The sequence below is a fragment of the Janthinobacterium sp. SUN120 genome (genome assembly GCF_030397735.1).
Lineage (GTDB): Bacteria > Pseudomonadota > Gammaproteobacteria > Burkholderiales > Burkholderiaceae_D > Janthinobacterium > Janthinobacterium kumbetense.
The window spans coordinates 45,349-59,462 of the sequence record NZ_JAPUBW010000008.1; the positions used below are offsets into that span (position 1 = coordinate 45,349).

Annotated in this window: 8 protein-coding genes; all 8 read left to right on the forward strand. The window is 62.5% G+C overall.

The window, feature by feature from the left end; genetic code table 11:
* The first annotated feature begins 6 nt into the window (after positions 1-6).
* The 8 genes from O0879_RS27510 (at position 7) to O0879_RS27545 (ending at position 14,039) form a co-directional block, all read left to right on the forward strand.
* A complete protein-coding gene (locus O0879_RS27510; protein WP_289919819.1) occupies positions 7-1,740 on the forward strand; it encodes a putative porin in 1,734 nt (577 codons plus the stop codon).
* Positions 1,741-1,746: 6 nt separating this feature from the next.
* Complete coding sequence (locus tag O0879_RS27515; RefSeq protein WP_289919822.1) at positions 1,747-2,445, forward strand: hypothetical protein; 699 nt, start codon at positions 1,747-1,749, stop codon at positions 2,443-2,445.
* Between the two features lie 29 nt (positions 2,446-2,474).
* Positions 2,475-2,963, forward strand: coding sequence for a YbjN domain-containing protein (locus O0879_RS27520; protein WP_070280193.1), 489 nt, complete (start codon positions 2,475-2,477; stop codon positions 2,961-2,963).
* Between the two features lie 208 nt (positions 2,964-3,171).
* A complete protein-coding gene (locus O0879_RS27525; RefSeq protein WP_251351534.1) occupies positions 3,172-6,276 on the forward strand; it encodes a DEAD/DEAH box helicase in 3,105 nt (1,034 codons plus the stop codon).
* Positions 6,277-6,325: 49 nt separating this feature from the next.
* Positions 6,326-7,462 (forward strand): HAMP domain-containing sensor histidine kinase, encoded by a 1,137-nt coding sequence (locus O0879_RS27530; RefSeq protein WP_289919824.1) that lies wholly within the window; start codon positions 6,326-6,328, stop codon positions 7,460-7,462.
* Positions 7,463-7,600: 138 nt separating this feature from the next.
* Positions 7,601-8,281 (forward strand): response regulator transcription factor, encoded by a 681-nt coding sequence (locus O0879_RS27535; RefSeq protein ID WP_034753797.1) that lies wholly within the window; start codon positions 7,601-7,603, stop codon positions 8,279-8,281.
* Between the two features lie 155 nt (positions 8,282-8,436).
* Positions 8,437-9,144: a transposase gene (locus tag O0879_RS27540; RefSeq protein WP_289919827.1), complete on the forward strand. Its 708-nt coding sequence runs from the start codon at positions 8,437-8,439 to the stop codon at positions 9,142-9,144.
* A 194-nt stretch (positions 9,145-9,338) separates the two neighbouring features.
* Positions 9,339-14,039 carry a glutamate synthase-related protein gene (locus O0879_RS27545; protein ID WP_289919829.1) on the forward strand — a complete coding sequence of 1,567 codons (4,701 nt, stop codon included), beginning with the start codon at positions 9,339-9,341 and terminating at the stop codon, positions 14,037-14,039.
* Positions 14,040-14,114 lie beyond the last annotated feature (75 nt).

A 14,114-nucleotide genomic window follows, 5' to 3' on the forward strand; every position in this document is an offset into this window, starting at 1 on the left:
GAAACAATGAATTCCTTATTTTCTTCCCCACAGCGCCTGCGCCGCCTTCCGCTGGCGCTCGCTGCCCTGGCCCTGAGCGTGGCGGCAGGCGCCGTGCAAGCGCAAGCACCGGCCGACAGCACCATGGTCAAACTGATCCGCGGCCTGATCCAGAGCGGCGCCCTCAACAAGGATGCCGGCGAAGCGCTGCTGGCGCAGGCGCAAAGCGAAGCGCTGGCCGCCGCGCAAGCCCGTCCTGCCGCCGCGCCGGCGGCCCTGGCGCAGGTGCAGCCGGGCGACGTGCGCGTGCCGTATATTTCGCAAACCGTGCGCGAGCAGATCCGCGACGAAATCAAGGGACAAGTGTTGGCCGAGGCGAAGGCGGGCGGCTGGGCGGCGCCGAATGAAACGCCGGCCTGGACCAAGCGCATCCGCGTGGAAGGCGACGTGCGCGCGCGCTACGAATCGCGCTATTACGACATGGCCAACAGCAATATCGAGATCGACTGGCGCTCGCTCAACAGCGGCAGCGGCTACGACGTCAATTCGAACACCAACCTGGCCCTGCCGGCCCTGCTGAACACGCGCGAAGACCGCAAGCACTTGCTGCGCGCGCGCGCCCGCCTGGGCATCCTGGCCGACATTTCCGACAGCACGCAGGCAGGCATCCGCCTGGCCAGCGGCAACGACGACAGCCCCGTATCCACCACGCAAACCCTGGGCGGCGGCCTGGGCAAGAAAAACATCTGGCTGGACCAGGCCTGGCTGTCTTACCAGCCCGCTTCCTGGCTGAAACTGACGGCGGGCCGCTTCGACAATCCGTTTGTTTCCAGTGATGAATTGTTTTCCAGCGAACTCAATTTCGACGGCATCGCCGCCAAGGTGCAGCAACCGGTGGGCGATAGCAAGGACGTCACCGTGTTCGGTACCCTGGGCCTGATTCCGCTCGAGTATTCGTCCGACAATGCGCCTAGCCGCAGCCAGACAAAAATGTCCAGCGAAAACAAATGGCTGCTGGGCGCGCAAGTGGGCGCGTCGTGGAAGATCAATAGCGACCACCAATTGCGCGGCGCGCTGGCCTACTACAACTTCCGCAACATCAGCGGCGAGTATTCGCAGCCGTGCGCGCTGTATGCGGGCGCCGATGGCTGCAACACGGACTGGTCGCGTCCATCGAGCATGCAAAAGGGCAACAGTTTGATGCTGTTGCGCAATATCGCCCTGAATCCGCTGGACCCGGCGAACACGCCGCAGCCGCAATTCGTGGGCCTGGCGTCGAAATTCCGCCTGGCCAACCTGAATGCGCGCTGGGATAGCAAGGTGGCCGGCGGCACGGACTTGCGCATCGAAGGCGATTATGTGCGCAACATGGCCTACGACAAGAACGAAATGTGGGCGCGCGCCAAGGGCGGCATCATGAACAACTTCGGCGGCACGGGCGGCGTGTCGCAAGCCGATTTCCGGAGCGGTGGCAATGCCTACATGCTGCAGGCGACCCTGGGCAAGGCCAGCCCGGCAGCGCGCGGCGACTGGAACGTTTTACTGGGCTACAAGCGCATCGAACCGGATGCCTTGCCTGACGCTTACAACGATTCCACCTTCCACCTGGGCGGCACGAATGCGCGCGGCTACTACCTGGGCGGCGCGTATGCGCTCGACAAGAATACCTGGCTGAACGGCCGCTGGACGTCGAGCCGCGAAGTGTTCGGTTCGGCGCTGTCGATCGACACCCTGCAAATCGAATTGAACGCGCGTTTTTAAGGAGCCATGATGTTGATATCCAACAAAATGCGCGTGCCGCTACTGTTGCTGAGCTTGCTGGCCGCCGGCACGGCCCAGGCGCAGGGACAGAAGGGCCAGAGCATGGAAGAGCGCCTGCGCGCCGAGTTGCGCAATGTCACGGCGCAACTGCAGCAGACGCGCGGCGAGCTGGAATTGCTGAAAGCCAAGGGCGCACCTGCCGCCAAGGCGGCGCCCGTCGCCGCGTCTGCCAGCGATGGCTTGAAAAAGGAACTGGCGCGCAGCCAGTCGCAACTGGCGCAGGAGCGCGCGCAACGGGAAAAACTGGGCGAGCAGCAACAGCGCAGCGTCGCCGCCGCGCAAGAGGCAAGCGCCAGCCTGGCGCAGTACCGCCAGGCCAGCGAACAGCTGGCCGCCACGGGCAAGCAGCTGGAAGCGGAGCGTGTGCGCCTCGACGGCGAAGTGGCGTCGCAGCGCGGCGCCCTGGCGCGCTGCGAAAGCAAGAATGCCCAGCTGTATGCGGCCGGACAGGAAATCCTGCAAGCGTATGAAGGGCTCGATGTGCTGGACGTCATGAAGGCACGCCAGCCGTTCGCCGCGCAAAGCCGGGTCAAGCTGGAGCAAATCGCCCAGCAGTACGGCGACCAGCTGTACCTGGGCCGCTTTGATGCGCGTCAAACCGAAGCGGCAGCAACGCCGGCCGCCCCCGCGCCGGCCCCCCAATAATTTTACTTTTTGAAATGAATGGAATGACGATGGAAAACACGAATAGCTTGCTGACCACCCTGAATGCGGAACAAACGGCCGAGGCCATCAAGGCGGCCGGCTGCGCCGTCACCAGCATCGAACACGACGGCGTCGTGCGCCTGCACAGCGCCAGCCATGGCATCGGATTTCAGGTGCTGTGGGGCAATGAAGCATCGCCTGGCCAGTATGCGGACCTGACCCTGAGCTGCCCGCTGCGCGTGCAGGGCGGCGACTTGCCGGCCGGCTTGCTGGCCGAATGGCACCGCAGCAAGCGTTTTGCCCGCGTGGCCCAGCATGGCGATTTCGTCGTGCTGGAAATGGATGTGCTGGTCGCCGGCGGCGTCAGCCGCGAGTACCTGAATATCAATCTGCAACTGTGGACGCAGATGATGGGCCAGTTCTTCTTGTTTTTGCGCAACTTTACGCCAGCCGATACGAGCACCGCTCCGCTGGTCGAAGCCGTCAACGTGGCAGAAGAAGAAACTGTGCCGGCCTGACAAGCGGGTCAACGGCGGTAAAAAAGGCTCGTGACGGGCCTTTTTTGTCGTCTGCGGGTCCCAAGTGTCGTATTAAATACTTATTTTTTAGGCATCGCGCATTAAAACTGCTCAAAGAGCGTGTGTGAATCAAGCCAGCAACGGCTGTATGGCGGATAATATTGCCTGTTGCCGATTTGGATACGACCTTTACACAAAAATGCGCCCCATGGATTTTACCCGCGACGAAACCAGTGAAACCCCAGTTGCCCCGGCCAGCGCGCCGGGAGCGCCTTTGCCGTATGCCGTCGCCACCTGGCTGCAGCGGGTGGAGGCAGCCGCCCATCCGAAAGCCGTGCTGAGCATTGCCGAACCGGACCCCAAACTCAACCAGCATCGATTGATCTACGTGCTGGCGCCCACCAGCGGTGGCCGCCACGTGGCCCTGTGCCTGTACAAGGCGCGGCTGCGGCCGAATGGCGACGTGGCGGCGGCGTCCCCCATCAGCGAAATCTTTTCCCTGCTGTCGGCGCCCCCCACGTTTTTGACGCCAGCCGACGAAGACCTCGTGCGTTTCTTCGTGGCCATGCGCAGCGGGCAGAATTCGCAGACGGGCAGCGCCACGGAGCCGAAGGGCAAGGTGGGTGCGGCCCTGCTGAAAATGCTGGCCGAGCAGGATAAATTGTTGTGGGCCAATTCCTGGGCCGACGTCGGCAATGGCCTCGTGTACCCGTTGAAGGAAGGTCCCGTGCGTCCCGCGCGCCTGTTCTGGCGCGACGAGGGCAAGACCATGCGCCTGGGCTGGCAAGTGGACCCGCCGGAAGGCGCGAAGCACCATGGCGCCGACCAGATCGACTACATGCTGCCCACCGATCCGCCGTGGTACATCGACAACCTGTCGTGCGGCGTGCTGGAACTGAACCAGGGCGGCTCCGACATTTCCCTGGCCGATTTGCAGGCGCTGGTGGCGCAGGCGCCGCCCCTGAACGCGAACGACAAGGTGCGCGTGTCGCAACTGCTGCTGGCGCAGGGCTTGCAGCATTTGATGCCGCTGCCGCAACCGTTGCCGCAGCGCTTGCGCAAGGACGTGCCGGCGCAGCCGGTCTTGCTGTTAGACAGCGCCATGCTGGCCGATGGCGGCGCGCAGCGCTGGAGCGACTTCGCCGTGCTGTCCTACGACTACGATGGCGAAAGAGTCTCGTTCGACCCGTCGCAGCGCGTGGTGCGGCAAGTGGGCGATGTGACGGAAATTATCCAGAGAAACACGGTCGATGAAGCGCGCGCGCTGGCGACGTTGGCCGAGCTGCAATTCAAGAAGCCGGGCTCGGCCCCCTTGAGCGGCTTGAAGGGCGCCTTGCAACTGCCTTCCCAGGCGGAATGGCTGCGTTTTGCCGAGTCCGGCATTGACGCCTTGCTGGCGCAGGGCTGGATCGTGGAAAAGACGGCCAAGTACCGCTACGACGTGAGCGACGTGGGCGACTGGTACGCGGAAATCGACGACCAGGACCCGGATAGCGGCAACGCCTGGTTCGAGCTGGAACTGGGCATCGTCGTCAACCACGAGCGCGTGCCGCTGCTGCCCGTGCTGGTACAGCTGATCCGCAACGCACCCAACGATTTCAACCCGAAAGTCATCGAAGCGCATGCCGACGATGACCAGATGCTGGCGACCTTGTCGGACGGCACGCGCGTGGCCCTGCCGTGGGGCCGCGTGCGTCCCATCCTGAACACGCTGGGGGAACTGTATTTCAGCGACAAGATCAAACATGCGGTGCGCATGTCGACCCTGGATGCGGCGCGCCTGGAAGAGCTGGCGCGCGGCCTGGACATGCAGTGGACGGGCGGCGAGCAGCTGCGCGCCATGGGCCGCAAGCTGAGCCAGTTCGGCGCCGTGCAAAAAGTGGCGGCACCAGCCGGCCTGCAGGCGACCCTGCGCGATTACCAGGCCGATGGTCTGGCGTGGATGCAATTCCTGCGCGACCACGACCTGGCGGGCATCCTGGCCGATGACATGGGTTTAGGAAAAACCGTGCAAACCCTGGCGCATATCCTGGTGGAAAAGGAGGCGGGCCGTTTGACGCATCCGGCGCTGGTGATTGCACCGACGAGTTTGATGGGCAACTGGCAGGACGAGGCGGCCAAATTTGCGCCTGGCCTGAAGGTATTGCTGCTGCAAGGCAAGGACCGCGCCCAGCAGTTCGACCAGATCGACCAATGCGATCTGGTGCTGACCACCTACGCCCTGTTGCCGCGCGATGAGGAAACCTTGCGCGAGCACGATTTCCACCTGGTCATCCTCGACGAATCGCATTACATCAAGAATACGCGCAGCAAGGCGGCGCAAAGCGCGGGCCTGCTGCGCGCGCGCCACCGCCTGTGCCTGTCCGGCACGCCGCTGGAAAATCACCTGGGCGAGCTGTGGTCGCAATTCCACTTCCTGCTGCCGGGCTTGCTGGGCGACGAGAAGACGTTCAACACCCAGTTCCGCCATCCGATCGAGCGCCAGGATGATCCGCTGCGCCGCATGCTCTTGAATCGCCGCATCAAGCCTTTCCTGCTGCGCCGCACGAAGGACAATGTGGCCAAGGAATTGCCGCCGAAAACGGAAATGGTGCGCAAGGTGGAATTGACGGGGCCGCAGCGGGACCTGTATGAAACCGTGCGTCTTGCGATGGATCAAAAAGTACGCGAAGAAATCGACAAGAAGGGCGTGGCGCGCAGCCAGATCGTCATCCTCGAAGCGCTGCTGAAACTGCGGCAAGTGTGCTGCGACCCCCGCCTCGTGAAATCCTTGCCGGCGAAGAAGCAATCGGCCGGTTCGGCCAAGCTGCTCGACCTGATGCAGATGGTGGAAGACTTGCTCGACGAAGGGCGCAAGATTCTCGTCTTCTCGCAATTTACCAGCATGCTGGAATTGATCGAGGAAGAACTCGAATCGCGCGACATCCCCTACGCCTTGCTGACGGGCGAAACGAAGGACCGGGGCGCGCAAGTGGCGGCCTTCCAGCAGGGCGCCGTGCCGATCTTCCTGATCAGCCTGAAAGCGGGCGGCGTGGGCCTGAACCTGACGGCGGCCGACACGGTCATCCACTACGACCCGTGGTGGAATCCGGCGGCGGAAAACCAGGCCACGGACCGCGCCTGGCGCATCGGCCAGGACAAGCCCGTATTCGTCTACAAGTTGATCGCCAAGGGCACGCTGGAAGAAAAAATCCAGCTGCTGCAGCAAAAGAAATCGGAGCTGGCGCAATCGATCCTGGCCGAAGGCGAATCGCAAAAGATGGCCCTCACACAGGAAGACTTGCAGCAGATTTTCGCCCCGCTGGAAGATTAACGTTGCCGCACGCTTATACTTGGCGATTCTTTCTTGCCAGGTATAACGCATGCTGCCCTTCCTGCCCTTTCTTGTATTGCTGCTGGCCGGCGCCATCCTCATGGCGCTGCGCTTTGTCCAGTTGCGCCGCGCCCTGCTGCGCGCGCGGGCGGGCGAAGCGCAGTTCCGCCTGCTGGCCGAACACGGCCGCGACGCGGCCTTCCTGCTCGATGCCGCCACCCTCGAATTGATCTATATCAGTCCCGCCGCGCAGCGCCTGACGGGCCACGACTTGCCCGCCTTGCGCGCGCATGCGGCGCAGCTGGCGGCGGACGTGCCGGCCCGGCTGCAGCGCTGGCGCGACGGTGACGCCAGCCGTTTGACCCTGTTGCGCGAAGTGGAATTGCCGCACGCCGACGGCCACCTGCTGGCCCTGGAAATCCATTCCACCATCGTGCCCGCGGCGGCAGGGCGGGGCGTGACCCTGGCGGGTACCTTGCGCGACGTCAGCGCTGCGCAGGCGCAGGAAGCCGAGCGGGAAAAGGAGCAGAAGCGCTTCGCCTCGATGCTGTCGCACGAATTCCGCACGCCGCTGGCCACCATCGACGGCGCCATCCAGCGTCTCGTTTCGACGTCCACCGAGGCGGACGAGGCCACGCGCAAGCGCTACGTGAAAATCCAGACGGCCGTCGACCGTTTGTTGGGCATGATCGACGACTATTTGTCGCCCGAACGCATGGCGGCCATCGGCCGCGAGCGGGCCGCCGACGGCATCGCGCCGCTGGCCTTGCTGCAGCAGGCGGCCGCCACCGTGCCTGTCAGCCACCGCGTGCAGCTGGAACTCGACGAAGACTTGCCGGCCAGGCTGCGCTGCGACGTGCCCGGCATGGCCCTGTGCCTGAAAATCCTGCTGGACAACGCCGTCAAGTTCAGCCCGCCTGGCAGCGCCATCACCTTGTCGGCCAGGCTGGTGCCCGAGGGCGGCGTGGCCCTGTGCGTGCGCGATGGGGGGCCCGGCTTGCGGGAAGAAGAATTGGCGCAATTGTTCGAAAAAGGTTTCCGTGGAACTAATGCCACGCATCCGGGCGCGGGCCTGGGCCTGTACATGGCGCGCGCCGTGGTGGACGTGCATGGCGGGAGTTTGCAGGGGCATAATCTGCCCGAAGGCGGGGCACTTTTCCGCATTTGGCTGCCGCTTCCTGTCTAGACAAGGAAAAGCCTTGCTTCCGCTGAAGGCAACCGTGATAATTCCTTGACGTAAACCTATTGTGCCGTCCATCATGGTGTAGAAGTGCATGGCATGGTTTGCCCTCGGTGTGCTCACTAACGGAAGAATGGCGTAGCAATGACGAAAATACTGATCGTCGAAGACAATCTCGACTACGCCGAAGACATGGCGGAGTTCCTCGTTGAGCTCGAACACGAAGTCCATATCACCAGCTCCGCTGGCGGTATGTGGACGGCGTTGAGCCATGGCAATGTCGGCGTGGTCGTACTGGACCTGGGTTTGCCCGATGAAGACGGCTTCAACGTCATCCCCCGCATGCGCCAGCTGTATCCGCAAATCGGCGTGCTGGTGCTGACGGGGCGTGTCGCCTTCGACAGCCGCATCCTGGGCTTGCGCCTGGGTGCCGACCACTATCTGACCAAGCCGATCAAATTCCCCGAACTGGCGGCCCACATCGAAGCGCTCGACCGCCGCGTCGGGCCGCAAGATCCCGTACCCGAGCCGGGCAAGTGGACGTTGAAAGTAAGCGCTCGCCAACTTGAGTTGATGGGTGCCGTCATCGCCTTGACGGAAAAGGAATTCAACTTCCTGCACTTGCTCACCATTAATACCCGCCCCGTGCCGCGCGACGTCATCGTGGCCGGCATGGGGGGCGAAGATCCCGATGCGGGCCGCCGGGTCGACATGCTCGTGTATCGTTTGCGCAAGAAAGCCAAGACGGGCCTGGGCCAGGACTTGCCGCTGCGCAGCGCGTATGGCGAAGGCTACAGTCTGTCGGCCAGTTTCAACCTGTCCTGATGACCTTGTTGCGCCGTCCGCAAGTGGTTGGTGCAATAAAAGGGACAGAGTCAACCGCTTTTTCCCGCATTTCAAATAAAACAGGGTCAGAGTCGTGCCTTGCGCTCGCAAGTGTGTAAAATCAAGGTCTTAGCCTTCTTTTTACCGATTCTGCCATGGCCCGTTTGCCCCGCCTCATCATTCCAGCACTGCCCCATTACGTGATTCAGCGCGGCAGCAACCGCCAACCCGTGTTCCAGGACGCGGCGGACTATGCGCAATTCCTGTCCTGGCTGAAAACGGGGGCGAAAATGTTCAAGGTGGCCATCCACGCCTATGTTTTATTGCCTGATCAGCTACATTTGCTGGCCACGCCGGCCGATGCGGCGGGCCTGGGGCAGCTGATGCAGTGGCTGGGACGCTATTACGTGCCGTATTTCAACCAGAAATACGGCCGCGAAGGCGCCTTGTGGCAGGGACGCTACAAAACTTCCGTCATCGATCCCGACAATTTCTTCCTCACGTGCTGCCGCTACCTGGAATGCGTGCCCGTGCAAACGGGCCTGGCGGGCCAGGCGCTTGATTACAGCTGGTCCAGCTATGCCCACCATGCGGGCGTGCGTCCCGATCCCGTCATCACCGACCATGCGCTGTACTGGGCGCTCGGCAACACGCCGTTCGACCGCGAGGCGGCGTATCTGCGCCTGTTCGAGCAAGGCCTGGGCAGCAGCCAGGTGAAAGTGGTGGAAGAGGCTGTATTGAAGGGCTGGCCGCTGGGTTCCGACGCTTTCAAGCAGGCGCTGGAGCAGAAAATGCAGCGGCAAGTGCTGCCTGCCAAGCGGGGCCGTCCCCGCAAAATCGTGGCCGACGCGGCCGCCAATTAAAAAGCATTCGCATTTAAAACAAAAAATGCTTCCTTTCCGCGCTTTTATTGAAATTGCTTCGACTATGTCCCTATTAAATTTTTAGAGCGACGGAATCGAATTTAATTCGACTCCGACCCTAATTGTTGTAGTTGAGTTTTTTGTTGCGTTGCACTACTCTAGTTTTTCGATAGTCATATGCAGCGGAGAAGCCCATGAAAGCGCAAGGCCTGTACGACCCAGCCAATGAACACGATGCCTGCGGCGTCGGTTTCGTCGCCCATATCAAGGGCAACAAGACCCATTCGATCGTCGAACAGGGTTTGCTGATTCTGAAAAACCTCGATCACCGGGGCGCCGTGGGCGCCGATGCGCTGATGGGCGATGGCGCCGGCATCCTGATCCAGATTCCCGACCAGTATTACCGCGAAGAAATGGCCAAGCAGGGCGTGGAATTGCCGCCGCCTGGCGAATACGGCGTGGGCATGGTCTTCTTGCCGAAGGAACACGCATCGCGCATCGCTTGCGAGCAGGAAATCGAACGCGCCGTGCGCATCGAGGGCCAGGTCGTGCTGGGCTGGCGCAACGTGCCCATCGATACGGACATGCCGATGTCGCCCACCGTGCGCGCCAAGGAACCGGTGATTCGCCAGATCTTCATCGGCCGTGGCCCGGACATCATGGTCACCGACGCGCTCGAGCGCAAACTGTATGTGATCCGCAAATCGTCGGGCCACGCCATCCAGGCCTTGAAGCTGCTGCACGGCAAGGAATTCTTCGTGCCGTCGATGTCGGCCCGTACCATCGTGTATAAAGGCCTGCTGCTGGCCGACCAGGTGGGCGTGTACTACAAGGACTTGCAGGATGCGCGCTGCATCTCGGCCCTGGCCCTCGTGCACCAGCGTTTCTCGACGAATACCTTCCCCGAATGGCCGCTGGCCCACCCGTACCGCCTGATCGCCCACAACGGCGAGATCAACACGGTGAAAGGCAACTTCAACTGGATGCGCGCGCGCGAAGGCGTGATGAAGTCGGCCGTGCTGGGCGACGACCTGCAAAAGCTCTTCCCGCTGATCTATGAAGGCCAGTCCGACACGGCGTGCTTCGACAATGCACTGGAACTGCTGCTGATGGCCGGCTATCCGATCGCCCAGGCGATGATGATGATGATTCCGGAAGCGTGGGAAAACCACACGACCATGGATGACAACCGCCGCGCCTTCTATGAATACCACGCGGCCATGATGGAACCGTGGGACGGCCCCGCCGCCATGGCGTTCACGGACGGCCGCCACATCGGCGGCACCCTGGACCGCAACGGCTTGCGTCCGGCACGCTACATCGTCACGGACGACGACCTGGTGGTGATGGCGTCCGAATCGGGCGTGCTGCCGATTCCCGAGTCGAAGATCATCCAGAAATGGCGCTTGCAGCCTGGCAAGATGTTCTTGATCGACCTGGAAGCGGGCCGCATCATCGACGACCAGGAACTGAAAAACACCTACGCCAACGCCAAGCCATATAAAGCGTGGATCAACTCGGTGCGCATCAAGCTCGACGAGATCAAGCTGGCCGAGGGGCAGGCGAAACAGGACCGCGCCCAGGGCGAAAAAGAGCAGCCATCGTTGCTGGACCGCCAGCAGGCGTTCGGCTACACGCAGGAAGACTTGAAATTCCTCATGGCGCCCATGGCCGTGGCCGGCGAAGAGGCGACGGGCTCGATGGGCAATGACTCGCCGCTGGCCGTCATGTCGAACAAGCTCAAACCGCTGTATAACTACTTCAAGCAGCTGTTCGCGCAAGTGACGAATCCGCCGATCGACCCGATCCGCGAAGCGATGGTGATGTCGCTCGTGTCCTTCATCGGCCCGAAACCGAACTTGCTCGATACCAACAACGTCAATCCGCCGATGCGCCTGGAAGTGGCGCAGCCCGTGCTGGGCTTTGACGACATGGCCCGCTTGCGCAACATCAGCGCCCACACGGGCGGCAAGTTCAAGTCGTACGAACTGGACATCTGCTACCCGCTGGCCTGGGGCAAGGAAGGCGTGGAAGCGTGCCTGGCCTCGCTGTGCGCGGAAGCCGTCGACGCCGTGAAATCCGGCCACAACATCCTGATCGTCTCGGACCGCGCCATTTGCGCCGACCAGGTGGCGATCCCCGCGCTGCTGGCCACCTCCACCGTGCACCAGCACCTGGTGAGCAAGGGCTTGCGCGCGTCCACCGGTCTCGTCGTGGAAACGGGCTCGGCCCGCGAAACCCACCACTTCGCCTTGCTCGCTGGCTATGGCGCGGAAGCCGTTCACCCGTATCTGGCCATGGAAACCCTGGTCGAGATGGCGCACGGCTTGCCGGGCGATTTGTCGGGCGACAAAGCCATCTACAACTACACCAAGGCAGTGGGCAAAGGCTTGATGAAAGTCATGTCGAAGATGGGCATTTCCACGTATATGTCGTACTGCGGCGCGCAAATTTTCGAAGCCATCGGCTTGAACAAGTCGCTGGTGGACAAATACTTCAAGGGCACGGCCTCGAACGTGGAAGGCATCGGCGTGTTTGAAGTGGCGGAAGAAGCGCTGCGCCTGCATGCGCTGGCCTTCGGCAACGATCCCGTGCTGGTGGACAAGCTCGACGCGGGCGGCGAATACGCATTCCGCGTGCGCGGCGAAGACCACATGTGGACGCCGGATGCGATTGCGAAATTGCAGCATTCCACGCGCAGCAACAATTTCTCCAGCTATAAAGAGTATGCGCAAATCATCAACGACCAGAGCCGTCGCCACCTGACCCTGCGCGGCCTGTTCGAATTCAAGCTCGACCCGACCAAGGCGATCCCGCTCGACGAAGTGGAACCGGCCAAGGAAATCGTCAAGCGCTTCGCCACGGGCGCCATGTCGCTCGGTTCCATCAGCACGGAAGCGCACGCGACCCTGGCCGTGGCCATGAACCGCATCGGCGGCAAGTCGAACACGGGCGAAGGCGGCGAAGATCCGAACCGCTACACACAGGAATTGAAGGGCATCCCGATCCGCCAGGGCGACACCATGGCGTCCGTCGTGGGCGCCGAGCAGATCGTCGTCGATATTCCGCTGCAGGAAGGCGATTCCATGCGTTCGCGCATCAAGCAGGTGGCGTCGGGACGCTTCGGCGTCACGGCTGCCTACCTGAACTCGGCCGACCAGATCCAGATCAAGATGGCCCAGGGCGCGAAACCGGGCGAAGGCGGCCAGTTGCCAGGCCATAAGGTGTCGGAATACATTGCCAGCCTGCGTTTTTCCGTGCCGGGCGTGGGCTTGATTTCGCCGCCGCCGCACCACGATATCTATTCGATCGAAGATCTGGCGCAGCTGATCCATGACTTGAAGAACGCCAATCCGCGTGCATCGATCTCCGTGAAACTGGTGTCGGAAGTGGGTATCGGCACGGTGGCTGCCGGCGTGACCAAGGCCAAGGCCGACCACGTGGTCGTCGCCGGCCACGACGGCGGCACGGGCGCTTCGCCATTGTCGTCCGTGAAACATGCGGGCACGCCGTGGGAGCTGGGTCTGGCAGAAACGCAACAAACGCTGGTACTGAACGGCTTGCGCAGCCGCATCCGCGTGCAAGCCGACGGCCAGATGAAGACGGGCCGCGACGTGGTCATCGCCGCCCTGCTGGGCGCCGACGAGATCGGTTTCGCCACGGCGCCGCTGGTGGTCGAAGGCTGCATCATGATGCGCAAATGCCATTTGAACACGTGCCCGGTGGGTGTGGCCACGCAAGATCCGGTGCTGCGCGCCAAGTTCTCGGGCAAGCCCGAGTACGTCGTCAATTACTTCTTCTTCGTGGCCGAAGAAGCCCGTCAATTGATGGCGCAGCTGGGCATCCGCACGTATGACGAGTTGATCGGCCGCGTGGACTTGCTGGACAAATCCAAGGCGATTTCGCACTGGAAGGCGCAGGGGCTGGACTTCTCGGCCATCTTCTACAAGCCGGAAACACCTAGCGGCCAGGCCTGTCGCCACGTGGAGTTCCAGGACCATGCGCTGGAAAAGGCACTCGACCACAAGCTGATCGCGCAAGCGCGCGCGGCGCTGGAAAAGGGCGAGCGCGTCTCCTTCATCTCGCCCGTGCGCAACCTGAACCGCACGGTGGGCACCATGCTGTCCGGCGAAGTGGCGAAGAAATACGGCCATGCCGGCTTGCCGGACGACACCATCCACATCCAGCTGCAAGGCACGGCGGGCCAGTCGGCCTGCGCCTTCCTGGCGCACGGCATCACCATCGACCTGGTGGGCGAGGGCAACGATTACGTGGGTAAAGGTTTATCCGGCGGGCGCATCATCGTGCGCCCGAATACGGAATTCCGCGGCTGGGCGGTGGACAACATCATCATCGGCAATACGGTGCTGTACGGCGCCATCGCCGGCGAAGCCTTCTTCAATGGCGTGGCGGGCGAACGCTTTGCCGTGCGCAACTCGGGCGCCACCACGGTGGTCGAGGGCCTGGGCGACCATGGCTGCGAATACATGACGGGCGGCACGGTGGTGGTCCTGGGCAACACGGGACGCAATTTCGCGGCCGGCATGTCGGGCGGCATCGCCTATGTGTATGACCCGGCGGGCGACTTTGCCAGCAAGTGCAACACGGCCATGGTCAGCCTGGACAAGGTCGTCTCCGCGGCGGAACAGCATCTGGACCGCGACGCCTGGCATACGCAGCACCGCGACGGCGTGCCGGAAGCGGATGAAGTCATCCTCAAGCGCCTGATCGAGCGTCACTTCAAGCACACGGGCAGCACCCGCGCCCGCGTCTTGCTGGACGACTGGGCCGCGGCGCGCGGCAAGTTCGTGAAAGTCTTCCCGAACGAATACAAGCGTGCGCTGATTGAAATGGCTGCCGATGCCGCCATGGAAGTCCAAGCCGTCGCCGCCTGAGCCAGCCAAGATCAATCGCATAGAGCAATGACAGGGAGCGGCCCGGCCGCTCCCAGCCAGCAAATACAAAGGAAA

Bases quoted from the DNA above. Each gene is read 5' to 3' on its own strand.
- O0879_RS27540 (WP_289919827.1), top strand. From the start codon at position 8,437: ATGGCCCGTTTGCCCCGCCTCATCATTCCAGCACTGCCCCATTACGTG.
- O0879_RS27535 (WP_034753797.1), top strand. From the start codon at position 7,601: ATGACGAAAATACTGATCGTCGAAGACAATCTCGACTACGCCGAAGAC.
- O0879_RS27520 (WP_070280193.1), top strand. From the start codon at position 2,475: ATGGAAAACACGAATAGCTTGCTGACCACCCTGAATGCGGAACAAACG.
- O0879_RS27545 (WP_289919829.1), top strand. From the start codon at position 9,339: ATGAAAGCGCAAGGCCTGTACGACCCAGCCAATGAACACGATGCCTGC.
- O0879_RS27515 (WP_289919822.1), top strand. From the start codon at position 1,747: ATGATGTTGATATCCAACAAAATGCGCGTGCCGCTACTGTTGCTGAGC.
- O0879_RS27510 (WP_289919819.1), top strand. From the start codon at position 7: ATGAATTCCTTATTTTCTTCCCCACAGCGCCTGCGCCGCCTTCCGCTG.
- O0879_RS27530 (WP_289919824.1), top strand. From the start codon at position 6,326: ATGCTGCCCTTCCTGCCCTTTCTTGTATTGCTGCTGGCCGGCGCCATC.
- O0879_RS27525 (WP_251351534.1), top strand. From the start codon at position 3,172: ATGGATTTTACCCGCGACGAAACCAGTGAAACCCCAGTTGCCCCGGCC.